This window comes from Streptomyces sp. NBC_00386 (genome assembly GCF_036063235.1).
Classification (GTDB): Bacteria; Actinomycetota; Actinomycetes; order Streptomycetales; family Streptomycetaceae; genus Streptomyces.
Window position 1 is genome coordinate 6,213,185 of record NZ_CP107950.1, and the last position, 23,166, is coordinate 6,236,350.

The 23,166-nt window shown below is 69.0% G+C and carries 17 protein-coding genes and 1 pseudogene; 14 read left to right on the forward strand and 4 right to left on the reverse strand.

What is annotated here, in order from left to right:
* The first annotated feature begins 51 nt into the window (after positions 1-51).
* The 11 genes from OG780_RS27310 (at position 52) to OG780_RS27360 (ending at position 16,737) form a co-directional block, all read left to right on the forward strand.
* Positions 52-2,676, forward strand: coding sequence for a valine--tRNA ligase (locus OG780_RS27310; protein ID WP_328452477.1), 2,625 nt, complete (start codon positions 52-54; stop codon positions 2,674-2,676).
* Between the two features lie 346 nt (positions 2,677-3,022).
* Positions 3,023-4,558, forward strand: coding sequence for a bifunctional tetrahydrofolate synthase/dihydrofolate synthase (gene folC, locus OG780_RS27315; RefSeq protein ID WP_328452478.1), 1,536 nt, complete (start codon positions 3,023-3,025; stop codon positions 4,556-4,558).
* Positions 4,559-4,563: 5 nt separating this feature from the next.
* Positions 4,564-4,935: a DUF4233 domain-containing protein gene (locus tag OG780_RS27320; RefSeq protein WP_326787797.1), complete on the forward strand. Its 372-nt coding sequence runs from the start codon at positions 4,564-4,566 to the stop codon at positions 4,933-4,935.
* Between the two features lie 464 nt (positions 4,936-5,399).
* Positions 5,400-5,813, forward strand: coding sequence for a nucleoside-diphosphate kinase (gene ndk, locus OG780_RS27325; RefSeq protein ID WP_328452481.1), 414 nt, complete (start codon positions 5,400-5,402; stop codon positions 5,811-5,813).
* A gap of 440 nt (positions 5,814-6,253) precedes the next feature.
* Complete coding sequence (locus tag OG780_RS27330) at positions 6,254-7,273, forward strand: rod shape-determining protein (RefSeq protein WP_326787798.1); 1,020 nt, start codon at positions 6,254-6,256, stop codon at positions 7,271-7,273.
* Positions 7,274-7,490: 217 nt separating this feature from the next.
* Complete coding sequence (gene mreC, locus OG780_RS27335; RefSeq protein WP_328452484.1) at positions 7,491-8,429, forward strand: rod shape-determining protein MreC; 939 nt, start codon at positions 7,491-7,493, stop codon at positions 8,427-8,429.
* A 19-nt stretch (positions 8,430-8,448) separates the two neighbouring features.
* Positions 8,449-9,120, forward strand: a complete 672-nt coding sequence (mreD, locus tag OG780_RS27340) for a rod shape-determining protein MreD (protein ID WP_328452486.1) — start codon at positions 8,449-8,451, stop codon at positions 9,118-9,120.
* A 205-nt stretch (positions 9,121-9,325) separates the two neighbouring features.
* Positions 9,326-11,584, forward strand: a complete 2,259-nt coding sequence (gene mrdA, locus OG780_RS27345) for a penicillin-binding protein 2 (RefSeq protein WP_328452488.1) — start codon at positions 9,326-9,328, stop codon at positions 11,582-11,584.
* A gap of 34 nt (positions 11,585-11,618) precedes the next feature.
* Complete coding sequence (gene rodA / locus OG780_RS27350; RefSeq protein ID WP_328452490.1) at positions 11,619-12,815, forward strand: rod shape-determining protein RodA; 1,197 nt, start codon at positions 11,619-11,621, stop codon at positions 12,813-12,815.
* Positions 12,816-13,128: 313 nt separating this feature from the next.
* Entirely contained in the window at positions 13,129-14,637 is a 1,509-nt protein-coding gene (locus OG780_RS27355; protein WP_328452492.1) for a CYTH and CHAD domain-containing protein, read from the forward strand.
* 135 nt (positions 14,638-14,772) lie between these two features.
* Entirely contained in the window at positions 14,773-16,737 is a 1,965-nt protein-coding gene (locus OG780_RS27360) for a TIGR03960 family B12-binding radical SAM protein (RefSeq protein ID WP_328452494.1), read from the forward strand.
* A gap of 292 nt (positions 16,738-17,029) precedes the next feature.
* Here OG780_RS27360 and OG780_RS27365 read toward each other — a convergent pair.
* A pseudogene (locus OG780_RS27365) lies at positions 17,030-17,278 on the reverse strand (helix-turn-helix domain-containing protein); the annotation flags it as partial.
* A gap of 140 nt (positions 17,279-17,418) precedes the next feature.
* Here OG780_RS27365 and OG780_RS27370 point away from each other — a divergent pair.
* Positions 17,419-17,841 (forward strand): hypothetical protein, encoded by a 423-nt coding sequence (locus tag OG780_RS27370; protein WP_328452496.1) that lies wholly within the window; start codon positions 17,419-17,421, stop codon positions 17,839-17,841.
* Here the strand turns inward: OG780_RS27370 and OG780_RS27375 are convergent.
* On the reverse strand, positions 17,820-18,599 hold the full coding sequence (locus tag OG780_RS27375) for a helix-turn-helix domain-containing protein (protein WP_328452498.1): 780 nt from the start codon (positions 18,597-18,599) through the stop codon (positions 17,820-17,822). The genes OG780_RS27370 and OG780_RS27375 overlap by 22 nt on opposite strands.
* A gap of 86 nt (positions 18,600-18,685) precedes the next feature.
* On the opposite strand from OG780_RS27375, the gene OG780_RS27380 reads away from it, so the two are divergent.
* On the forward strand, positions 18,686-19,648 hold the full coding sequence (locus OG780_RS27380) for an LLM class flavin-dependent oxidoreductase (RefSeq protein WP_328452500.1): 963 nt from the start codon (positions 18,686-18,688) through the stop codon (positions 19,646-19,648).
* A 25-nt stretch (positions 19,649-19,673) separates the two neighbouring features.
* Here the strand turns inward: OG780_RS27380 and OG780_RS27385 are convergent, their stop codons facing one another.
* Together OG780_RS27385 and OG780_RS27390 are read right to left on the reverse strand one after the other, a co-directional pair.
* On the reverse strand, positions 19,674-19,847 hold the full coding sequence (locus OG780_RS27385) for a hypothetical protein (RefSeq protein ID WP_328452502.1): 174 nt from the start codon (positions 19,845-19,847) through the stop codon (positions 19,674-19,676).
* 206 nt (positions 19,848-20,053) lie between these two features.
* Entirely contained in the window at positions 20,054-20,635 is a 582-nt protein-coding gene (locus tag OG780_RS27390; RefSeq protein ID WP_328452504.1) for a hypothetical protein, read from the reverse strand.
* Positions 20,636-21,604: 969 nt separating this feature from the next.
* On the opposite strand from OG780_RS27390, the gene OG780_RS27395 reads away from it, so the two are divergent.
* The gene (locus tag OG780_RS27395; protein ID WP_328452506.1) at positions 21,605-22,969 is read left to right on the forward strand and encodes a glutamate decarboxylase; all 1,365 of its coding nucleotides are present in this window, start codon (positions 21,605-21,607) and stop codon (positions 22,967-22,969) included.
* Positions 22,970-23,166 lie beyond the last annotated feature (197 nt).

Sequence of the window (23,166 nt, forward strand, 5' to 3'; positions counted from 1 at the left end):
ACGAAGTAATCCCGTTTCGGGACACGGGCGTGACGCCCCTAAACTGATCCCGTGACCGAGAACGCTCAGCAGCAGCCATCAGAGCCCAACACCGAACTGCCGACCCAGTACGCGCCGGCCGAGGTAGAGGGGAAGCTGTACGAGCGCTGGGTGGAACGGAGTTACTTCGCCGCCGACGCGAAGAGCGAGAAGCCTCCCTACACCATCGTCATCCCGCCGCCGAACGTCACCGGAAGCCTGCACCTCGGGCACGCCTTCCAGCACACGCTGATGGACGCGCTGACGCGTCGTAAGCGCATGCAGGGGTACGAGGCGCTCTGGCTCCCCGGCATGGACCACGCCGGTATCGCCACGCAGAACAAGGTCGAGCAGCAGCTTGCCGAAGAGGGCAAGTCGCGGCAGGACCTCGGGCGCGAGGAGTTCGTCGCGCGGGTGTGGCAGTGGAAGGAGGAGTACGGCGGGAAGATCCTCGGGCAGATGCGCCGGCTCGGGGACGGTGTGGACTGGGACCGTGAGCGGTTCACCATGGACGAGGGGCTGTCCAAGGCCGTCCAGACCATCTTCAAGAAGCTGTACGACGACGAGCTGATCTACCGCGCCGAGCGGATCATCAACTGGTGTCCGCGCTGTCTCACCGCCATCTCGGACATCGAGGTCGAGTACCAGGATGACGACGGCGAACTCGTCTCCATCAAGTACGGGGAGGGCGACGAGACGCTCGTCGTGGCGACCACCCGTGCCGAGACCATGCTCGGTGACACCGCCGTCGCCGTTCACCCGGACGACGAGCGCTACAAGCACCTCGTGGGCAAGCGGATCAAGCTGCCGCTGACCGATCGCTCCATCCCCGTCGTCGCGGACACCCACGTCGACCCCGAGTTCGGCACCGGTGCCGTCAAGGTCACCCCCGCCCATGACCCGAACGACTTCGCGATCGGCCAGCGTCACGGCCTGGAGTCGATCACGGTCATGGACGAGCGTGCCGTCATCACGGTCCACGGCCCCTTCGAGGGACTCGACCGCTTCGAGGCTCGTTCCGCCATCGTCGGCGCACTGCGCTCGCAGGGCCGGATCGTCGCCGAGAAGCGCCCGTACGTCCACGCCGTGGGCCACTGCTCGCGCTGCAGGACGACGGTCGAGCCGCGCCTGTCGATGCAGTGGTGGGTCAAGGTCGCCCCGCTGGCGCAGGCCGCCGGTGACGCGGTCCGCGACGGCCGGGTCGCCATCCACCCCGCCGACATGTCGAAGCGCTACTTCGACTGGGTCGACAACATGCACGACTGGTGCATCTCACGCCAGTTGTGGTGGGGCCACCGCATCCCGGTCTGGTACGGGCCGGAGGGGCAGATCGTCTGCGTCGGTCCCGACGAGGAGCCGCCCACCGGCGAGGGCTGGACGCAGGACACCGATGTCCTCGACACCTGGTTCTCCTCCGGTCTGTGGCCGTTCTCCACGCTGGGCTGGCCGGAGAACACCCCCGACCTGCAGAAGTTCTATTCGACCGACGTCCTGCTCACCGGCCACGACATCATCTTCTTCTGGGTCGCCCGGATGATGATGTTCGGCCTGTACGCGATGGACGGCGAGGTCCCGTTCAAGACCATCGCCCTCACCGGCCTGGTCCGCGACGAGCGCGGCAAGAAGATGTCGAAGTCCTTCGGCAACGTCGTCGACCCGCTCGACTGGATGGACAAGTACGGCTCCGACGCCGTCCGTTTCACCCTCGCCCGCGGCGCCAACCCCGGCACCGACGTGCCGATCGGCGAGGACTGGGTCCAGGCCTCCCGGAACTTCGCCAACAAGATCTGGAACGCCACCCGCTTCGCGCTGATGAACGGCGCGACGGTCGAGGGTCCGCTGCCCGAGTCGGAGAAGCTGTCGGCGACCGACCGCTGGATCCTCTCCCGGCTCAACAAGACCATCGCCGAAGTCGACGCGTTCTACGAGGACTTCCAGTTCGCGAAGCTCTCCGACGCGCTCTACCACTTCGCGTGGGACGAGGTCTTCGACTGGTACGTCGAGCTGTCCAAGACGACGTTCATGGCGGGCGGCGAGCCCGCGAAGGTCTCCGGCCGGGTCCTCGGTGAGGTCCTGGACGTGACCCTGCGGCTGCTCCACCCGATCGTCCCGTTCGTGACGGAGACCCTCTGGACCACCCTCACGGGCGGCGAGTCGGTCGTCATCGCGGAGTGGCCGAAGGACAGTGGCTTCCGGGACGAGGCCGCCGAGCGGGAGGTCGAGAAGCTCCAGCAGGTCATCACGGAGGTCCGCCGCTTCCGCGCCGACCAGGGCCTCCAGCCGGGCCAGCGGGTCCCCGCCCGGCTGAGCCTCGACGGGACCGCGCTGGCCCCGCACGAGGCGGCCATCCGCCAGCTCCTGCGCCTCCAGCCGGAGGGCGAGAGGTTCTCGGCCACGGCGACCCTGCCGGTGGCGGGCGCCACGGTCGCGCTCGACCTGTCGGGCACGATCGACGTCGCCGCGGAGCGCAAGCGTCTGGCCAAGGACCTCGCCGCCGCCGAGAAGGAGAAGGCCCAGGCCAACGCCAAGCTCGGCAACGAGGCGTTCCTCGCCAAGGCCCCGGACAACGTCGTGGACAAGATCCGCGGACGGCTCGCCAAGGCGGACGAGGACATCGCCCGTATCCAGGCGCAGCTGGAGCGCCTGCCCGAGGCGTAGCGGCTCCCCCTGCCCGAGCGAAGGCCCCCGGACCGTTCGGTCCCGGGGGCCTTCCGCCGTCCCGGCCAGACCTTTCTCCGCCCCCTCCGCCCCCTCCGCCCCCTCCGCCCCCTCCGCCCCTACCCTCCCCAAGGTCTCGGCTTCGCTCGACCAGGGGGACCCCCATCGTTCCCGGGGGCGCTGCCCCGGACCCCCGCTTCGCCTGACGGCCTCGTCCTCGATCGCCGGACGGGCCAAGACTTTCCGGCCCCGCCCCCGTTACGGGACGGGTAGGGGCGGAGGGGGCGAAAAACCCCACACGGCCCCACACGCCCCCACACCCCGCCGCCTCCGTAGACTGGCCCCCGTGAGCGACCTCCCCCCGCACGACAGCAGCGCGTCCGACGACTCGGAGCGTGATCCGCTCGGTCTCTTCGAGGAGATCGTCGAGGCCGAGACCGACCGCGACCCCGACCTCGCGGTGATCGAGGCCGGCAGCCGTACCCTGCGCACCCAGGGCGGTGACGGCCCGCAGGCCGATGTGCCCGGGCGTCCTTCCGACCCCGAGGTCGACAAGGCGCTGCGCGAGGTGGAGGCCGAGCTCGCCACCCGCTGGGGCGAGACCAAGCTGGAGCCCTCCGTCAGCCGGATCGCGGCGCTGATGGACATCCTCGGCGAGCCGCAGCGCGCGTACCCCTCGATCCACATCACGGGCACCAACGGCAAGACCTCCACCGCCCGCATGATCGAGGCGCTGCTCGGTGCCTTCGACCTGCGCACCGGCCGCTACACCAGCCCCCACGTGCAGTCGATCACCGAGCGGATCAGCCTGGACGGGGCGCCGATCCCCGCCGAGCGGTTCGTCGAGACGTACAACGACATCAAGCCCTACGTCGAGATGGTCGACGGGCAGCAGGAGTACCGGCTGTCGTTCTTCGAGGTGCTGACCGGCATGGCGTACGCCGCCTTCGCCGACGCGCCCGTGGACGTCGCCGTCGTCGAGGTCGGCATGGGCGGCAGCTGGGACGCCACGAACGTCATCGACGGGGACGTCGCCGTGGTGACCCCCATCGACCTCGACCACACCGACCGGCTCGGTGGGACACCCGGCGAGATCGCCACCGAGAAGGCGGGCATCGTCAAGCAGGACGCCACCGTCATCCTGGCGCAGCAGCCGGTCGACGCGGCCCAGGTGCTGCTGAAGAAGGCTGTCGAGGTCGACGCGACGGTGGCCCGCGAGGGCCTCGAATTCGGTGTCGTGGGGCGGCAGATCGCGGTCGGCGGGCAGCTGCTCACGCTGCGCGGCCTCGGCGGCGAGTACGAAGAGGTCTTCCTGCCGCTGCACGGGGCCTACCAGGCGCACAACGCGGCCGTGGCGCTCGCCGCGGTCGAGGCGTTCTTCGGCGTCGGTTCGGCGCACGCCCAGCGGCTCGACATCGACACCGTGCGCAAGGCGTTCGCCTCGGTCACCTCTCCGGGCCGCCTGGAGATCGTGCGCCGCTCGCCCACCGTGGTGCTCGACGCCGCGCACAACCCCGCGGGTGCCCGCGCCACCGCCGAGGCGGTGAGCGAGGTCTTCGACTTCAGCCGGCTGATCGGCGTCGTCGGCGCGAGCGGCGACAAGAACGTACGGGGGCTGCTCGAAGCCTTCGAGCCGATCTTCGCCGAGGTCGTCGTCACCCAGAACTCCAGCCATCGCGCGATGAACGCGGACGAGCTCGCCGGGATCGCCGTCGAGGTCTTCGGCGAGGACCGGGTGCAGGTCGAACCACGGCTCGACGACGCCCTGGAGGCCGCGATCACGCTCGCCGAGGAAGAGGGCGAGTACGCGGGCGGGGGCGTCCTGGTCACCGGATCCGTCATCACGGTCGGCGAGGTCCGACTGCTCCTGGGGAGGGGCTGACTCTCGTGCGTACGCTCTGTGCTTCCACGCTGATCGGCGAGTTCTTCGTCATCGGCTTCGCCGGCCTCGTCGCCATGAAGGAACCCGATCTGTCCACGGCCACGGTCTGGACGGTCTGCGGGGTCCTGATGGCGCTGAGCGTGCTGCTGTGCGGCATGATCACGCGGCCCGGCGGTGTCCAGCTCGGCTGGGCGCTCCAGATCCTGCTGATCGCCGGCGGGTTCGTCGTGCCCTCGATGTTCATCCTCGGCGCGGCCTTCGCCGCCCTGTGGTGGGCCTCGGTCCACTACGGGCGGAAGATCGACGAGGCCAAGGCCAGGTTCGCCGCGCAGGCGCAGGGCCCGGCGCAGGGCGAGCCGGGCGGCAACCCGGCGTAGCCGGGCGCGGGCGGGTGCCGGTGGCGAGCCGTCCCCGCCCCTCCGTCACCGGCCTGTACGGGCGCGCCCGTACAGGTGGTGTACGGAGCCCGCACCGCCCCCGTGAGGGGCGCGTGGTACCGGCCGTGGGGCGCGCGGGCGCGCGGCACCGGCGGACGGAAGCGTGGGCCCCTAGGGCGTGTCCGCAAAATCGCGCCTGCCCGGCGACGCCTGGCACGCTCCCCCAAGCTCTTCGAGCAGGGGGCACCCCCACTCGCCGCACCGGGCGAAGACCCAAGTACGTCCAGTACGAGGGCCTTCGCCCGGCACGCCGAGAGCACGCACCAGACGCCGCCGGGCCCGCCCTCCGGGCGGACGACGCGACTTTGCGGACACGCCCTAGCACCTGACGCTGTGTGACAGCCACCAGGACACGCCCTGTAGCCTCGGTAATCCGCACCAGTGTGATCCGAAGGAGCTTTCCCGTGAGCCAGCGCACCCTCGTCCTCCTCAAGCCCGACGCCGTCCGTCGCGGCCTGACCGGCGAGATCATCAGCCGTATCGAGCGCAAGGCCGGCTGGCAGATCACCGCGCTGGAGCTGCGGGCCCTGGACCAGGACACGCTGGAGCAGCACTACGGCGAGCACAAGGGCAAGCCCTTCTACGAGCCGCTGGTGGAGTTCATGGCCTCCGGCCCGGTCGTGGCCCTGATCGTCGAGGGCGAGCGGGTCATCGAGGGCGTGCGCGCCCTGGCCGGCCCGACCGACCCGATCGCCGCCGCCCCCGGTTCCATCCGCGGTGACTTCGGCGTGATCGTCCGCGAGAACCTGATCCACGCCTCCGACTCCGAGGAGTCCGCCGAGCGCGAGGTGAAGATCTTCTTCCCCGGCCGCGCCTGAGCGTACGGACGACGGCTCCGCGGGGCGTCCGCGTGCACGGACGGTCACGGTCTCGCGTACGGACGGCCTCGCCGAGATCACGGACGGCCTCGCCGAGGCCGTCCGGGCGAGCTCCGGAGCACCCCGGGCAGTACATTTTTCAAAGAATTTTCTGAGACTGCGTCAGCGCGACCGCGACGGTCTGACCTGGGACGGCCGTGAAAAATCCGGCCGTCCCGTGGCATATGCGCGCTGATCGAGGGAACCCGTGACCCCGATGGACCGTCTCCACAAGCGAGTCGCTCCGCCATCTGCCGACAATGGCCAAGACCCTCGCGCAGTGTTCGTGCAGGCGCGTCTACGATGGAAGCGTTCACGTCGCTGCACCAACCTCGCGCCGTCCCTAAAAAGCCGTCAAAGCTCCGTTTGGGAAGGCCAGACGAATCCTGATGGGGAACTCAATGTCGTTCATCGGCCGTGACATGGCTGTCGACCTCGGGACCGCCAACACGCTGGTGTACGTCAGGGGTCGAGGGATCGTACTCAACGAGCCGTCCGTCGTCGCGATCAACACCAACACCGGCGGGATCCTCGCGGTGGGCGCGGAAGCCAAGAAGATGATCGGGCGGACGCCGGGCAACATCGTTGCCGTGCGCCCGCTGAAGGACGGCGTCATCGCCGACTTCGAGATCACCGAGCGCATGCTCCGCTACTTCATCCTGAAGATCCACAAGCGTCGCTATCTCGCCCGTCCCCGTGTCGTCGTCTGTGTGCCCTCCGGCATCACGGGCGTCGAGCGCCGTGCCGTCATCGAGGCGTCGTCCCAGGCCGGCGCCCGCCAGGTGCACATCATCGAGGAGCCCATGGCCGCGGCCATCGGCGCCGGTCTGCCGGTCCACGAGGCCACGGGCAACATGGTGGTGGACATCGGCGGCGGCACCACGGAGGTCGCGGTCATCTCGCTCGGCGGCATCGTCACCGCCCAGTCCATCCGCGTCGCGGGCGACGAGCTGGACAACGCGATCATCCAGTACATCAAGAAGGAGTACAGCCTCCTTCTCGGTGAGCGGACGGCCGAGCAGATCAAGCTCACGATCGGTTCGGCGTACGAGCTCGACACCGAGGAGCACACCGAGATCCGCGGCCGGGACCTGGTCTCCGGACTGCCCAAGACGGTCGTCATCTCGGCGTCGGAGGTCCGCAAGGCGATCGAGGAGCCGGTCAACGCGATCGTCGACGCCGTGAAGACGACGCTCGACAAGTGCCCGCCCGAGCTCTCCGGCGACGTGATGGACCGGGGCATCGTCCTGACCGGTGGCGGAGCACTGCTGCGCGGCCTGGACGAGCGGCTGCGCCGCGAGACCGGCATGCCGATCCACATCGCGGAGGACCCGCTCGACAGCGTGGCGCTCGGCTCCGGCAAGTGTGTCGAGGAGTTCGAGGCGCTCCAGCAGGTCCTGGACGCCCAGCCCCGCAGATGAGGTAACGCTTCGATTCCGCCGTACGAGATCAGCCCTTCTCGTGCGGCGGATCGTTGGTATGGAGGCATAAACTCCTGCGACATAGAGTCATAACCTCCCCCATAACAGCCACCCCGTCACACCTCCCACTCCAGCCTCATCGCACCCGTGGGCATCCTTTTCGCCCAGGGCGCGCCCCTGTTGACCCAATACGACGAGGAAGGCACGGCCGCCGCACGTGAGGGACACACGAGAGAGCCGGCTGCTCCTGGTGCTGCTGATCGCCATCGCGTTCGCACTGATCACGGTGGACATCCGCGGCGGGCAGGACTCACCGGTCGACGGTGCCCGCCAGGCCGCCGCGACGGTCTTCGGCCCGATCGAGAACGGGGTGGCGTCCGCGGTCGACCCCGTCGGCAATGCGATCTCCGCGGTCCGTGACTCGGGCGAACGGCACGACCGCGTCGCCCAACTGGAGCACGACAACGCGGCGTTGAAGGCGAAGCTCGGCAGCGACGACCGCAACCGCAGCCGCCTCAAGCAGCTCGACAAGATGATCAAGGTGGCGGGCGAGGGCCAGTACGGCATCAAGGGCGCCGAAGTGATCGCCATAGGGGCGGCCCAGGGCTTCTCCTGGACCGTCACCATCGACGTCGGCGCCAACGACGGCATCCAGCGCGACATGACCGTCCTGAACGGCGACGGACTGGTCGGCCGGGTCACCACCGTCGGCCCCGACACCGCGACCGTGCTCCTCGCCAACGACCCCGACTTCACCGTCGGCACCCGCATGGAGTCGACCGACGAACTCGGCTTCGCCTCGGGGCAGGGCGACCGCCCGCTGCGCGTCGAACTCCTCAACGCCAAGGCGAGGATCAAGAAGGGCGACCGGCTGGTCACCTTCGGCTCGCAGTCCGACAAGCCGTTCGTGCCCGGCGTCCCCGTCGGTGTCGTCTCCCGGGTCGACCCCTCCGGCGGCGACCTGACCCGCACGATCTACGTGACGCCGTTCGTCTCGTTCACCAAGCTCGACATCGTCGGCGTCGTCGTCGCGGCCCCCAAGAGCGACCCGCGCGACACCGTGCTGCCACCCAAACCCAAACCGACGCCCACGCCGACCGTGACCGTGACGGTCACCCCCTCGGCGAGCGCCACCGACCTCGGCCAGCAGCAGTAAGCAGGAGGAGCCGAATCCCATGCGTTTCAACCGGATGCTGCTCTCCGTCACCCTGGTGGTCGTCGCCCTGGTGATCCAGGTGAGCGTCCTCGCCCGACTCCATCTCCCGGGTGCCGTCCCCGACCTGGTGCTGCTGACCGTGCTCGCCCTCGCCCTGGTCTACGGCCATGTCGGCGGCGCGCTCATCGGCTTCGGCGCGGGTCTGCTCTCCGACCTCGCCCCGCCCGCCGACCACGCCGCCGGACGCTACGCCCTCGTGCTCTGCGTCGTCGGCTATCTCGCCGGCCTCGCCAAGCCCGAGAACGGCAGGCTCAAGTCGGCCACCGGACCCATGATCGTGGTCGTCGCCGCCGCGATCGGCTCCACCGTGCTCTACGCGGGCGTCGGCGCGCTCGTCGGCGACACCGCCGCCCGCCACGTCGGGCTCAGCAGCCTGCTCGTCACGGCCGCCCTCTACGACCTGCTGCTCGCGCCCTTCGTCGTGCCGGTACTGATGGCGCTGGCCCGGCGGGCCGAGAACGATCCGCTCGCCGACGGCGGTTCGGCCTCCAAGACGGCGGACGTCTCCTCGGGCTGGCTGTCCTCCGGCACCGGCCTGCGCATCGGCAGCCAGCGCGGCGGACTGCGCGTGAAGGCGGCCAAGGCGCGGGTCGCCCGTGCCGGACGCATCAAGGGGGTCAAGCGACTGTGACGACAGCGACGCCGCCCGTCCGGCGAAGAGCCCAAGCGCCCCGGACGGCACGTGACGTGACCGGCCGCCAGGTCACCGCGCACAGGTTCGCCGTGTACTCGTATGACTCGTATGACTCGTACACGCACTGAGAGGGGGAGGCAGCAGCAGTGACCAACGCCCACCCGTCGCCCACCACCACCCTTCCAGCGGATGGGCCGCGCCCATGACCAACATTCCCGAGACCGGCCGGACCCCACGTGTCCAGATCCGGCTCGTCGTCATCCAGATCCTCGTACTCTCCCTCCTCGGCACCCTCGGCGGACGCCTCTGGTTCCTCCAGATCCGCAACGGCGACGAATACGCCAAGGAAGCCTCCGGCAACCACGTCCAGCAGGTCGTCCAGCCCGCCGTACGCGGCTCGATCCTCGACGCCCGGGGCGTCCCGATCGCCGACAACGAGACCCGGCTCGTGGTCTCCGCCTCGCGCACCGACCTGATGAAGATGGCGGACGACGGCAAGGCCGTCCTCACCAAGCTCGCCGGAGTCCTCGGCCTCAAGCCCCAGGACGTCATCCAGAAGGTCCGCCTCTGCGACGCCAAGACGCCGCAGCCGTGCTGGAACGGCTCGCCCTACCAGCCGATCCCCATCACCGACAAGGCCACCGCGCGCCAGGCCCTCCAGATCCGCGAGCGCTCCGAGGACTTCCCCGGCATCACCGCCGAGCCGGAGGCCGTGCGCCGTTACGCCGCCCCCGGCAAGGCCAACACCGCGCAGGTGCTCGGCTACCTCTCGCCCGTCACCGACGACGAGATCACCAAGGCCAAGGACACCGACTCGCCCTACCTCCGCTCCGACCAGGTCGGCCGCTCCGGCCTGGAGCGCGAGTACGACAAGGCCCTGCGCGGCAAGGCCGGCGTCACCCGCTACGAGGTCGACAACCTCGGCCGGGTCATCGGCAAGGCCAAGGCCGACAAGGCCGAACCCGGCGCCAACCTCGTCACCAGCATCGACGCCCGCGTCCAGCGCGTCGCCGAGTACGAGCTGAACTACGCGATGAAGGTCGCCCGGACCCAGTTCGACAAGATCACCGGCGAGAACTACAAGGCCGACTCCGGCGCGGTCGTGGTCATGGAGGCCAAGACCGGCCGCGTCGTCGCCATGGCCTCCCAGCCGACGTACGACCCGAACGCCTGGGTCGGCGGCATCTCCGGCAAGGACTACGCGGCGCTCACCGGCAAGAAGTCCAACTACCCGCTGCTGAACCGCGCCATACAGGGTCAGTCGGCGCCCGGATCGACGTTCAAGGTGGTCTCCACCGCCGCCGCGGTCCAGGCCGGATACGCCTTCAACGGGCACTACCCGTGCACCAGCTCGTACTCCGTCGGCAGCCAGGTCTTCAAGAACTTCGAGGGGGAGAGCTTCGGCCCGATCTCGCTCGGCCGGGCGCTGGAGGTCTCCTGCGACACCGTCTTCTACGGACTCGCCGACAACGAGTGGAAGAAGGACGGCGGTATCAACCCGAAGAAGACCCCCAAGGACTACTTCTACAAGACGGCCCACCAGTTCGGGCTCGGCCAGGAGACCGGCATCGACCTCCCCAACGAGGTCACCGGCCGCGTCCCGGACCGCAAGTGGAAGCAGGACTACTGGAAGGCGAACAAGGACGCCTGGTGCAAGACCGGCAAGAAGGGCGGCACCTACGTCCAGCAGATCGAGTACGAGAACTGCCTCGAAGGCAACAAGATGCGCGAGGGCGACTCGATCAACTACTCCATCGGCCAGGGTGACACCCTCGTCACGCCCGTCCAGGAAGCCGCCATCTACTCCGCGGTCTCCAACGGCGGCACCCTGTACGCGCCGACCATCGGCAAGGCGATCGTCAGCGCCGACGGCAGGACCGTCCAGGAGATCAAGCCGAAGGTCAACGGCAAGCTGCCGGTCAGCAAGGCGACGCTCAAGGGCATGAACGAGGCCTTCGCGGGCGTCGTCACCCGGGGTACCGCCGCCTGGAAGTTCGGCGGCTGGCCGCAGGACAAGATCCCGCTGCACGCCAAGACCGGTACCGCCGAGGTCTACGGCAAGCAGACGACGTCCTGGCTCGCCACGTACTCCAAGGACTACGCGATCATCATGACGATCTCCCAGGCCGGTACGGGTTCGGGAGCGTCCGGTGAGGCCGTGCGCAAGATCTACAACGCGCTCTACGGCGTCGCCGCCGACGGCAGCATCGACAAGAAGAACGCCCTCCTGCCCACCCCGCAGAAGGGCCTGCCGAAGATCCAGACCGACGGCACGATCGAGGCCCCGGCCATCTCCAAGGACCCGGCCAAGGACCAGCAGCTCAGCCAGGCCCCGAAGGACAGCACCACGAACCCGGACCTGCCCGCCGGTACCACCGCCTCGCCCAACACCGCCAACCGCGTCACCCGGCGGCGTACGGCCCGCCCGCCGAAGGGGCGGGGAAAGAGGATCCTGACATGACGAGGGCGGCGACCAAGGCACTGAGGATCCTGACATGACCGGAGCCAACAACTTCTCCGTCTCCCGGTACGGACCCGAGCGCGCGGGCTGGACACGGCTGTTCGCCCGCGACTCGATCACCCGAAGGCTCGACTGGCCGATACTGCTGTCGGCCGTCGCGCTCTCGGTGATCGGCGCGGCCCTCGTCTACTCGGCGACCCGCAACCGCACCGAGATCAACCAGGGCGACCCGTACTACTTCCTCATCCGCCATCTGATGAACACCGGCATCGGCATCGCCCTGATGATCGGCACGATCTGGCTCGGCCACCGCACCCTGCGCACGGCCGTACCGATCCTGTACGGGATCTCGGTCTTCATGATCCTGCTGGTGCTGACCCCGCTCGGCGAGACGATCAACGGCCAGCGCAACTGGCTCGTCGCCGGCGGCCTGTCGCTCCAGCCCGCCGAGTTCATCAAGATCACGATCATCCTGGGCATGGCGATGCTGCTGGCCACACGGGTGGACGCGGGAGACAAGCAGTACCCCGACCACCGCACGGTGCTGCAGGCGCTGGGTCTCGCGGCCGTCCCGATGGTGATCGTGCTGCTCATGCCCGACCTCGGCACGATCATGGTCGCGGTCGTCATCGTGCTCGGCGTGCTGCTCTCCTCCGGCGCCTCCAACCGCTGGGTGTTCGGCCTCATCGGCGCGGGTGCCCTCGGCGCGGTCGCCGCCTGGCGGCTGCAGGTCCTCGACGAGTACCAGATCAACCGCTTCGCGGCCTTCGCCAACCCCGAACTCGACCCGGCCGGCGTCGGCTACAACACCAACCAGGCCCGGATCGCCATCGGTTCCGGCGGCCTCTTCGGCACCGGCCTCGGCCACGGCTCACAGACGACCGGCCAGTTCGTCCCCGAGCAGCAGACGGACTTCGTCTTCACGGTCGCGGGTGAGGAACTGGGCTTCGTGGGCGCGGGCCTGATCCTGCTGCTCCTCGGCATCGTCCTGTGGCGCGCCTGCCGCATCGCCCGCGAGACGACCGAGCTGTACGGCACGATCGTCGCCGCCGGGATCATCGCCTGGTTCGCGTTCCAGTCGTTCGAGAACGTCGGCATGACCCTCGGGATCATGCCGGTCGCCGGTCTGCCTCTCCCGTTCGTGTCCTACGGAGGATCCTCCATGTTCGCGGTCTGGGTCGCGATCGGACTCCTTCAGTCGATCAGGGTGCAGCGCCCGATGTCGGCCTAGCCGGCCAGCGACACCGAAGGCCGGGTGCCGCCTCGGAGAACACGAGGTGACACCCGGCCCAACGGGAAAAAGACGGCCTGTGGCCAAGCCAGGGCCGATTGGGTACTGCCCGCGGCCCGCAAACGCGTCTAGATTCGGTTCGTGACTCCTCCCCCTCGTGGACAAGGGAGCTTCTCACTCGACTCCGAGGAGTTTCATGACGGCCAAGCCCTGACCGCTGCCGGAGGCAGATGCAAAACGTACTGCGCCGTCCGGCACTGCGGATGGGTTTCCCGCCCGGCCTGAAGGCCGGAATTCCCGCGCAAGGAGAGAGATGGCGGACACGAAGCGCGAGATCGAGCGCAAGTACGAAGGTCCCGCGGCCGGCGGCGGTACCGAGATGCCGGACCTGAGCGGCGTCCCGGGCGTCGCGCGCGTCGTCGACAAGGGTGTCGCCGAACTCGACGCCACCTACTACGACACCCCCGACCAGCGACTCGCCACCGCCTCCCTCACCCTGCGCCGCCGCACCGGCGGCGACGACGCCGGCTGGCACCTGAAACTCCCCGTCTCCGAGGGCGTGCGCGACGAGATCCAGGCACCCCTCTCCGACACCGTGCCCCGCGCCATCACCGGCCTCGTCCGGTCCCGCGTCCGCGACGCCGAACTCGTCCCCCTCGTACGGCTGCGGTCCGCCCGTGACATCCGCCACCTCGTCGACGACTCCGGCGCCCTGCTCGCCGAGGTCAGCCTCGACCGCGTCCGCGCGGACCGGCTCGGCGGCGACGGCACCGCCGAATGGACCGAACTCGAGGTGGAACTCGCCGACGACGGCGACCCCGCCTTCCTCGACAAGGTCGAGAAGAAGCTCCGCAAGGCCGGCCTGAGCCGCTCCGCCTCGTCCTCCAAACTGGCGAAGGCGCTGAGCACGACCGGCAAGCGCGCCAAGAAGCCCGCCCCCCGCAAGGACCCGGCCACCGCGGGCGACCACGTCCTGGCCTACCTCAGCGCCCAGTACGACGCCATCGTCGAACTCGACCCCGCCGTCCGCCGCGACCTCCCCGACTCCGTCCACAGCATGCGCGTCGCCACCCGCCGGATGCGCAGCACCTTCCGCTCGTACGGGAAGATCCTCGACCGCACCGTCACCGACCCGATCGGCGACGAGCTGAAATGGCTGGCAGGCGAGCTCGGCGTCGACCGCGACCAGGAAGTCCTCACCGAGCGGCTCACCGAGTCCCTCGGCCGACTGCCCCGCACCCTGCTCTCCGGACCCGTCCGCACCCGCCTGCGCACCTGGGCGCACGCCCGCCACGGCGGCTCCCGGCGCCGCCTGATCGCGGTCCTGGACGGGAAGCGCTACCTCGCGCTGCTGGCCGCGCTCGACGCGCTCGTGACCGACCCGCCGCTGCTCAAGGCGGCCGGGGGCGACCCCGCCAAGGTGATCGCCAAGGCCGTCCGCAAGGACTTCGGAAAGGTCTCCGACCTCGTCGAGCAGGCCCTCGACCGGCCGTCGGGCACCGACCGTGACCACGCGATGCACGAGGCCCGCAAGAAGGCCAAGCGCACCCGCTACGCCGCCGAGGCCGCGGCCCCGGCCCTGGGCGGACCGGCCGCCGGCCTGGTCAAGTCGATGAAGTCGCTCCAGAGCCTCCTCGGCGACCACCAGGACAGCGTGATGACCAGGGAAGCCCTGCGGGAACTGGCCGCCCTGGCCCACGCGGCGCGGGAGAGCTCGTTCACGTACGGGGTGCTCTACGGCCGTGAGGAGCAGCGCGCCGCCGAGGCCGAGGCGGCGCTGCCGGGGACCTGGGAGAAGATCGAGACACAGGCGGCGGTCTGAGCGCGTCGCCGCAGGCCGGAGCGGGGGTGGGCAGGGGAGGCCGGCGCCCGGTGTCCGTCCGGCGGTGCGGCGGCCCCCTCCGGTCGCGTTACGCTAGATGGTCACCCCCACCATCAGCTCACGAAGGTTCGCGAGATGCCTGCCGAAACCGCCGTGTCGGTCTTCCCACAGCTCGAAGCTCTGCTCCCGCATGTGCAGAAGCCGATCCAGTACGTCGGCGGAGAGCTCAATTCCACGGTCAAGCCCTGGGAGTCGTGTGACGTCCGCTGGGCCCTGATGTACCCCGACGCCTACGAGGTCGGCCTGCCCAACCAGGGCGTCATGATCCTCTACGAGGTGCTGAACGAGCGCGAGGGCGTGCTCGCCGAGCGCACGTACAGCGTCTGGCCGGACCTCGAGGAACTGATGCGCGAGCACCGGGTCCCGCAGTTCACCGTGGACAGCCACCGCCCGGTGAAGGCCTTCGACGTGTTCGGCCTGTCCTTCTCCACGGAGCTGGGCTACACGAACATGCTGACCGCCCTCGACCTGGCCGGCATCCCGCTGGAGTCCAAGGACCGCACGCTCGACGACCCGATCGTCCTCGCGGGCGGTCACGCGGCCTTCAACCCCGAGCCGATCGCCGACTTCATCGACGCGGCGATCATCGGCGACGGCGAGCAGGCCGTGCTCGACATGACGGAGATCATCCGCGCCTGGAAGGCGGAGGGCCGCCCCGGAGGCCGCGAGGAGGTCCTCTTCCGCCTGGCGAAGACGGGCAGCGTCTACATCCCGGCCTTCTACGACGTCGAGTACCTCCCCGACGGCCGGATCGCCCGCGTGGTCCCGAACAAGTCGGGCGTCCCGTGGCGCGTGTCCAAGCACACCGTCATGGACCTCGACGAGTGGCCCTACCCGAAGCAGCCCCTGGTGCCCCTCGCGGAGACCGTCCACGAGCGCATGTCGGTGGAGATCTTCCGCGGCTGTACCCGCGGCTGCCGCTTCTGCCAGGCGGGCATGATCACCCGCCCGGTGCGCGAGCGCTCCATCACGGGCATCGGCGAGATGGTGGAGAAGGGCCTCAAGGCGACGGGCTTCGAGGAGGTCGGCCTGCTCTCCCTGTCCTCCGCCGACCACTCGGAGATCGGCGACATCGCCAAGGGTCTGGCCGACCGGTACGAGGAGGACAAGATCGGCCTGTCCCTCCCCTCCACCCGCGTGGACGCCTTCAACGTCGACCTGGCCAACGAACTGACCCGCAACGGCCGGCGCTCGGGCCTGACCTTCGCCCCCGAGGGCGGCTCCGAGCGCATGCGCAAGGTCATCAACAAGATGGTCTCGGAAGAGGACCTCATCCGGACCGTCTCCACCGCGTACGGCAACGGCTGGCGCCAGGTGAAGCTGTACTTCATGTGCGGCCTGCCGACGGAGACGGACGACGACGTCATGCAGATCGCCGACATGGCGATGAACGTGATCGCCGAGGGCCGCAAGGTCTCCGGCCAGAACGACATCCGCTGCACGGTCTCCATCGGCGGCTTCGTCCCCAAGCCGCACACCCCCTTCCAGTGGGCGCCGCAGCTCTCCGCCGAGGACACGGACGCCCGCCTCACCAAGCTCCGCGACAAGATCCGCGGCGACAAGAAGTACGGCCGCTCGATCGGCTTCCGGTACCACGACGGCAAGCCGGGCATCGTCGAGGGCCTGCTCTCCCGCGGCGACCGCCGCATCGGCTCCGTCATCCGCGCCGTCTACGAGGACGGCGGCCGCTTCGACGGCTGGCGCGAGCACTTCTCGTACGCCCGCTGGATGCGCTGCGCCGACAAGACGCTCCCCGCCTTCGGCGTCGACGTCGACTGGTACACCACCCGCGAGCGCACCTACGAGGAGGTCCTGCCCTGGGACCACCTCGACTCGGGCCTCGACAAGGACTGGCTCTGGGAGGACTGGCAGGACTCCCTCGACGAGACAGAGGTCGAGGACTGCCGCTGGACTCCGTGCTTCGACTGTGGCGTCTGTCCGCAGATGGACACGAGCATCCAGATCGGCCCGACGGGCAAGAAGCTGCTGCCTCTGACGGTCAAGAACGGGGCTCCGGCGCCGAGCGGTCACTCTCACTGACGTCAGCGAGACACCCGATCGGGTGATTGAGGCGCTGGCGGGGGCTAGCGAGGACGAGGTGGCGGCTGCGTTGGCTGAGGCCGGCGTCTCGGCACCTCGCCCGTCGGCGCCGTCGGCACCCCTCCGGACGCCGCTGCCGAGCCCTGAGACTTCGCTCTGCATCGTCTCTGAGGTGGAGTGGGTCTGAGGCCTGTATCGGCTCGTGCATGACTGTATGACCCTGCGAGCCCCCTTTCCTGACCGGGAAAGGGGGCTCGTTGGCGTTCGACAGCCGTGAGTCCCTGCGTCCGGCGATCGGGTCGGCCGCAGACTTCGACACCCCGAACAGCAGGGCCAGCTGCCGCAGTGTCAGGTTCGTTCGTCAGTACGCCGTCACCAGCAGCACTTGGTCCTCCAACGACAGCTTCCACGGTCGTCCCCGGCCGGACGCGTCGGCGCCCTCGCGCCGCAGCCGGGCCACCAGCTTGCCGAAGGCCGGCGGGCTCAGCCCAGCGAACGGAGCTGTCCAGGACGGTTCCGACGTCGTGATCACACCACTCATGTAGTGATCATTTCGCTGAGACTACGCATGACCGCTGTTGCCTCTGACTTGAAAGGCCCATTCCCTACAGGGAGTTGCCGGTCTCCACAGCGCCCCACAGGATCTGGTCCGAATGGACCTGCCCGGGCAAGGAGACGAAGATGATCGAGATCGACCCGCAGCAGCCGGCCGACCGCTACATGGCTCAATGGAATGTGCCCGACGCCGCAGAGCGCCGCGCGGCCATCGAGCGACTCTGGGCCGAGGACGGCACCCACATCCTTCACCCGCCTGCGGAGATACGGGAGACCGCCGCGGAACTCGGCTTCGACCACCCGACTCTGGAGGCTCAGGGATACGACGCCATCGAGACCCGAGTGGCGCGAAGCTACGAGCGGTTCGTCGAGAAACAGGGATTCGCCTTCCGGGCGCGCCCCGGTGCGATACGTCTCGATGGCGTGGTCAGGATCGGCTGGGAGGCGGTGTCCACCGCAACCGGCGACGTGGTGGGTGGCGGTTCGGACATGCTCGTACTCGACGACAACGGCCGCATCAAGACCGATTACATGTTCCCGGGCTCCTGACCGGCGGCAGCGCAAGCCATTGCCCCGGCGGCTGCTGAGAGAGCCTCGGCCGTCGCCGGGTCGGCCGGCAGGAACGCCTCCAGCTTCAGCTCGGCAAGCGTCACGTCGACGGCGGTGGCGAAGGTCGTCACAGTCGTCATCAGGCGCAGCTCACCGTACGAGGACCGCAGGCGGAGCGGCACCGCGAAACCGAGTTGCCCGGCGGACGGCCCCAGCTCGGGAACGTACCCGGTGAGCTCGGCGCGCAACTCCTCCAGGTGGCCGAGGCGCACCAAGACGTGGCGCGCCCACTCGGCGAGGTTGAGGATACGGGGGGCCAGGCCGTCGGGATGCAGCGCAAGGCGGTAAATGTTCGTGCCCGGACCCATCAGCTCGGGGGCCACACCCTCGGTGATCAGGTCGAATGCGGTGTTCGCGGCGATCAGGCCACCGCCCCGGTCCACGACCAGCGCCGGATACGGCAGATGCCCGCGGAGGATGTGGTCGATCGCCGTGCGCACGGGGGCCAGCACCGGATCGTCCAGTGAGCTCTCCGGGTAGGCGGGCGCGTACCCGGCGGCCAGCAGCAGCTCGTTGCGCTCCCGCAGCGGCAGCTCCAGCGACTCGGCCAGGCGCACGACCATGTTCCGGCCCGGGACAGACCTGCCGGATTCAATGAAGCTGAGGTGGCGCTGGGTGGTGCCCGCTCGCAGCGCCAGGTCGAGCTGGCTGACATGACGGCGGGTACGACGTTCACGAAGCGTACGAGGAAAGTCCACGGACCTGTTGTAACGGCGGCGGAGGGTCCCAGGCCATTCCCCGCAGGGAATTGTCGCTACTCGTACCGGTCGTGAACATTGCCGACATGGACATCGGTGTACTACTTCCGACCGGAACCGCCCAGTGGGGCGCTGCCGGCGACCCCCGCGAGCTGATTGCCTTCGGCCGGTACGCCGAACGCTCGGGCTTCTCCTCGCTCTTCGCCAACGACTCCCTGATCAGCCCGCGCATCGAGGCGCTCACGATGCTGGCCGCACTCGCCCCGGTGACCGAGACCGTGACGCTGGGCACAGCTGCACTGATGCCGTTCCTCCGTCGGCCGATCCAGGCCGCGCAGTCACTTGCGTCGATCGACCTGCTGTCCGGTGGCAGACTCACCGTGACCGTCGGCGCCGGCTTCCCCGGCCGATTCGGGCGACCCCTCTACACGCTGTCCGAGCTGCCGTGGGAAAGGCGCTTCGCCCGCCTGGACGAGACTGTCGCGCTGTGGCGGGCCCTGTGGGACGGCGCCGACGCCTTCCACGGCGAGATCCTCCGGTTCGATGACATCCCGCCCACGACCAGGCCGTCCCGCGCTGGCGGCCCACCCATCTGGCTCGGCGGCGCGACACCCGCAGCGCTGGCCCGCACCGGCCGACTGTACGACGGATGGCTGCCCTACCCGCCTGACCCCGCCGACTACGCATCCGGCCTCCGCAACGTCCACGAAGCGGCGGCCGACGCCGGACGTGCGACCGAGGACATCACCCCCGCACTATTCGTCTCGGTACGGATCGACAACGACATCGAGAGCGGCCGTCGGGCACTGGACGACTACGCGCGGGCCACATACGGAATGCCACTGGAAGAGCTGGAAAAGATCCAGGCAGTTGTCACCGGCTCCGCGGACCAGGTGCTTGAGCAACTAGGACGGTACGTCGCCGCCGGTGCTCGGCACATCGTCGCCCGCCTCGGTGCCCTGGACCTGCACTCCCAGCGTGACCAGCTCGAACGGATCGCAGACCTGATCCCCGCTGTCCAGGGGGCGGCTGATCACGCCTCCACGTAGCGGCCGGTTGCTTGACCTTCTCTGGTCAGTTCGGCCTGGCGTTCATCGCGTTGCTGGCTTCCCTCAGAGTTATCTCGAACTGCTTCTGGTTCTCGTGGTCGGCTTGCTCGTCGCGGGCGGGCTGTTCCTGCTCTTCATGCTGAAATTCGACCGCGAGGCGCTGGAGACCGAGCCCGGAGACGTGAGTGCCTTCAAGCATTGATCTTCCGAACAGATGTCCCCGCACCTCCGCGCCGGCGCAGGGCTCCTGACCGTCAGGGCTCTGCTGCAATGACCCGGGAGCAGCCCAGGGGAGGGGCTGGTATCGGCGTCCCCGAGCTCGTGAGCCTGGTGTTGTGGACTTGCTCGAGTCGGCAACGGCTGCGGTCCCGGCCCGAGGCGGTCGCATGGTCAGCCGGATGGTTCCTAGCGCTGGCTGTTGCGGAACCCGATAATCACGGCGCCCCACCAGCAGACCTGGGAGATCAGCGCGGTCGACGCACCCCAGGAAATGAGGCGTGGGGTGAGGGCGGCGGTGCCCTGCTGCGTCATCCGCCTGTTCAGGAGGCCGGCCTGCAGGCCGTTGAGGGTGAGGAGCAGCACCAGCCCGAGCTTGACGCGCGTGGGGGTGGAATCCAGGTTCGGGTGGAGCATCACGCCGCTGGCCACCAGACCCGCGAGGCCGGCCCAGATCGGGAAGTGGAGGCGGCCCGCGCTGTTCAGTGCGTCGTGAAACGTGCACCGGCCCATCAGGTACAGGAGTGCGTAGTAGTCGGCCACCAGTACGGCTCCGAAACCGAGCACGAGCGAGGCCAGGTGGACGAAGAGCGCCACGGCGTGGAGGTCGGCGTCCACCCGTAGGTGCAGGGATATCCACGTGCACGCCGACAGGCACAGGCATGCGGCGATCGCGGCAGCCGTGAGTGTCCACCACGTGTCGTACAGCCCCAGTTGCCGGGAGCGCGCTTCCTGGGGGGTTGCGGACGACTCCGGGGACAGCGCAGACACAGGGGACTCCTAGAACATTCACAGAGATGCTTAGGTGAGGCTTACCTAAGAATGATTTCAAGGCTTGATCGTCTGTGAGACTCAACCGCGACCCAGGCGTGATCGCGGCTCGCCAGCCCTGTGACCTGCGGTAACCGGGGTGTCGACCGGGATTCGGCAAGCGCCGGCGGCGCGGGTGCGGACCCGTGACAGGTCCCGGCGGTTCATGTCGGCAAGGGGGGGGCTCGGCGCCGCGTTGACCGATCGCCGCACGTTCGCAGATCGGTGTAGGGTGAACCTTTGCGAAGGGGAGTAGCCCTGAGACACCAGTCGTCGACACACTGGAACCCGGTTTCGGGTTCCCGGTGGCTGGACCCGCGATCGTTGCAGCGCGGGTGGGCGAGACCTTCGGCCCGTTGTCGACGACGTATACGCGTGTCGGCGGGGTCGAAGCTGCCGCCCCTTCTTTCGCGGTCGTCCTCGATGGCCCCGCCGGTGCGGGAAAGCCGGAGGACCCGTCATCTCTGCCGCGGACGATCCCACCTCGCCGTGCTCGCGCACGCGTCAGCCGTCGAACGCCTTCGTTCCCGCGCGGGACTGCTGGATCTGCACAGTCGTCCACAGCGTCGCCGAAGCCGCTTGGCACGGCGAGGAAGGGCTGACCCTGCGTCACTGGTTGTCCGTGACCGCCAGCGGCATGCAGCACCGCATGCGAGATCACGGCCTGTCCCCGCAGGGTCATCCGCAACTCGACTGACGTTGCGCCTCCGGGAGGAGTCCCGCGACACCGCTGGTCGACGCACCGGACGGCAGCCACGCGCGACCCCGGCCCGCACAGTCGCACGGGCTGATCCGTCGTGCCGGGCCGAGAGGGCCACGGTCGTCCCGCCGGGTGGCGGAGGTCGCAACCGGGCTCGCGGTTGGTTCGCAGTCGCACCGGTGCGGCGTGTCCGCCGTCGAGGCAGGCTCTGCCGCTGTTTGAATCGCAGCATGAGCAAGCGTGACGATTCGGTCCTTTTCGGTAACCGGTTCCTGACCGCGCCCGCCCCCTCGAAGACCTTCCCCGACGAGGGCATGGCCGCGACGGACGCAATGAGGCTGCTGGACGCGGACCTTGCGATGGAGGGTGACCCGCAGCGCAACCTCGCCACGTTCGTCACCACCTGGATGGAGCCGGAGGCTCAGCGGATCATCGCCGAGAACCTCCACCGCAATTTCATCGACCACGCGGAATACCCGATCTCCGCCGAGATCGAGCAGCGCTGCGTACGCATGCTCGCCGACCTCTTCCACGCGCCGGGCGACACGACCGGGTGCCGGACCCAGGGCTCCTCCGAAGCGATCATGCTCGGAGCCCTGTCGCTGAAGTGGAAGTGGCGGGAGCGCCGCCAGGCGGCCAATCTGCCGGTCGACCGGCCCAACCTGGTCTTCGGCGGCGACGTCCATGTCGTGTGGGAGAAGTTCTGCCGCTACTTCGACGTCGAACCGCGGATCGTTCCGCTTGCCGAGGACAAGTACACCATCGGCCCGGAGGACGTGGAGCCCCACCTCGACGAGAACACGATCGGTGTCGTCGCCGTTCTCGGTACCACGTTCACCGGCCACAAGGACGACATCGTCGGGATCGACAAGCTCCTGCGGGACGTCCGCAAGAAGCGGGACCTCGACATCCCGATCCACGTCGACGGCGCCAGCGGCGCGTTCGTGTGGCCTTTCCTCTACCCGGACTCCAAATGGGACTTCCGCCTGGAGCAGGTCCGCTCGATCAACGTCTCGGGACACAAGTACGGCCTGGTCTACCCCGGCATCGGCTGGCTGGTCTTCCGCGAGGAGTCCGACCTCGCCCAGCACCTCGTGTTCCACGAGAACTACCTGGGCAAGACCGACGCGACGTTCACGCTGAACTTCTCCACCGGCGCCTCGATGGTGCTCGCGCAGTACTACAACTTCGTCCGGCTCGGTCGCCAGGGCTACACGTACGTCATGAAGATGATGCAGGAGAACGCCCACGCGCTGGCGGACAACCTGCGGAGCGGCGGTCGCTTCGAAGTGATCGGCGGCGACCTCGAACAGCTGCCGCTGGTCGCTTTCCGTCTCGCGGGCAAGCACGCCTACGACGAGTCCGACGTGGCCTGGCAGCTCTCGGCCGAGCGCGGCTGGATGGTGCCGGCGTACACGCTCCCGCCCAACGCGGAGCGGGTGAAGATCATGCGTGCCCTGGTCAAGGAGACGCTGAGCCGCGAGCAGATCGACCGCCTGGGCCAGGACATCGCCGACGCGTGCCGGACCCTGGACGACAAGGGTGCGACCCACGAGATCGAGCGGGGCCAGGTCAAGCGCGGCACCGGCTACTGACGCACCTCCGCCCCCGGTCGCGCACACCTGCCGGCTCCGAGGGTGCGGCGGGGGCGGGCGGGAAGGCCCGGGCCCGGACCGGCCGGCCTGCTCATCTGCCGCGCTCGGAGTGCCCACCGCACGAGGTGAACTTAGCGTGCCCGTATGAGCGCGACACGTAGCTGTCAGGTCGGAGCCGGAGGCGTCTCCCGGAGGCC

What these genes read in the sequence shown, in the direction of transcription:
- OG780_RS27330 (WP_326787798.1), top strand. Translation starts at nt 6,254, where the DNA reads ATGTCGTTCATCGGCCGTGACATGGCTGTCGACCTCGGGACCGCCAAC.
- mreD (WP_328452486.1), top strand. Translation starts at nt 8,449, where the DNA reads ATGCGTTTCAACCGGATGCTGCTCTCCGTCACCCTGGTGGTCGTCGCC.
- mrdA (WP_328452488.1), top strand. Translation starts at nt 9,326, where the DNA reads ATGACCAACATTCCCGAGACCGGCCGGACCCCACGTGTCCAGATCCGG.
- rodA (WP_328452490.1), top strand. Translation starts at nt 11,619, where the DNA reads ATGACCGGAGCCAACAACTTCTCCGTCTCCCGGTACGGACCCGAGCGC.
- OG780_RS27355 (WP_328452492.1), top strand. Translation starts at nt 13,129, where the DNA reads ATGGCGGACACGAAGCGCGAGATCGAGCGCAAGTACGAAGGTCCCGCG.
- OG780_RS27360 (WP_328452494.1), top strand. Translation starts at nt 14,773, where the DNA reads ATGCCTGCCGAAACCGCCGTGTCGGTCTTCCCACAGCTCGAAGCTCTG.
- OG780_RS27370 (WP_328452496.1), top strand. Translation starts at nt 17,419, where the DNA reads ATGATCGAGATCGACCCGCAGCAGCCGGCCGACCGCTACATGGCTCAA.
- OG780_RS27380 (WP_328452500.1), top strand. Translation starts at nt 18,686, where the DNA reads ATGGACATCGGTGTACTACTTCCGACCGGAACCGCCCAGTGGGGCGCT.
- OG780_RS27385 (WP_328452502.1), bottom strand. Translation starts at nt 19,847, where the DNA reads ATGCTTGAAGGCACTCACGTCTCCGGGCTCGGTCTCCAGCGCCTCGCG.
- OG780_RS27395 (WP_328452506.1), top strand. Translation starts at nt 21,605, where the DNA reads ATGAGCAAGCGTGACGATTCGGTCCTTTTCGGTAACCGGTTCCTGACC.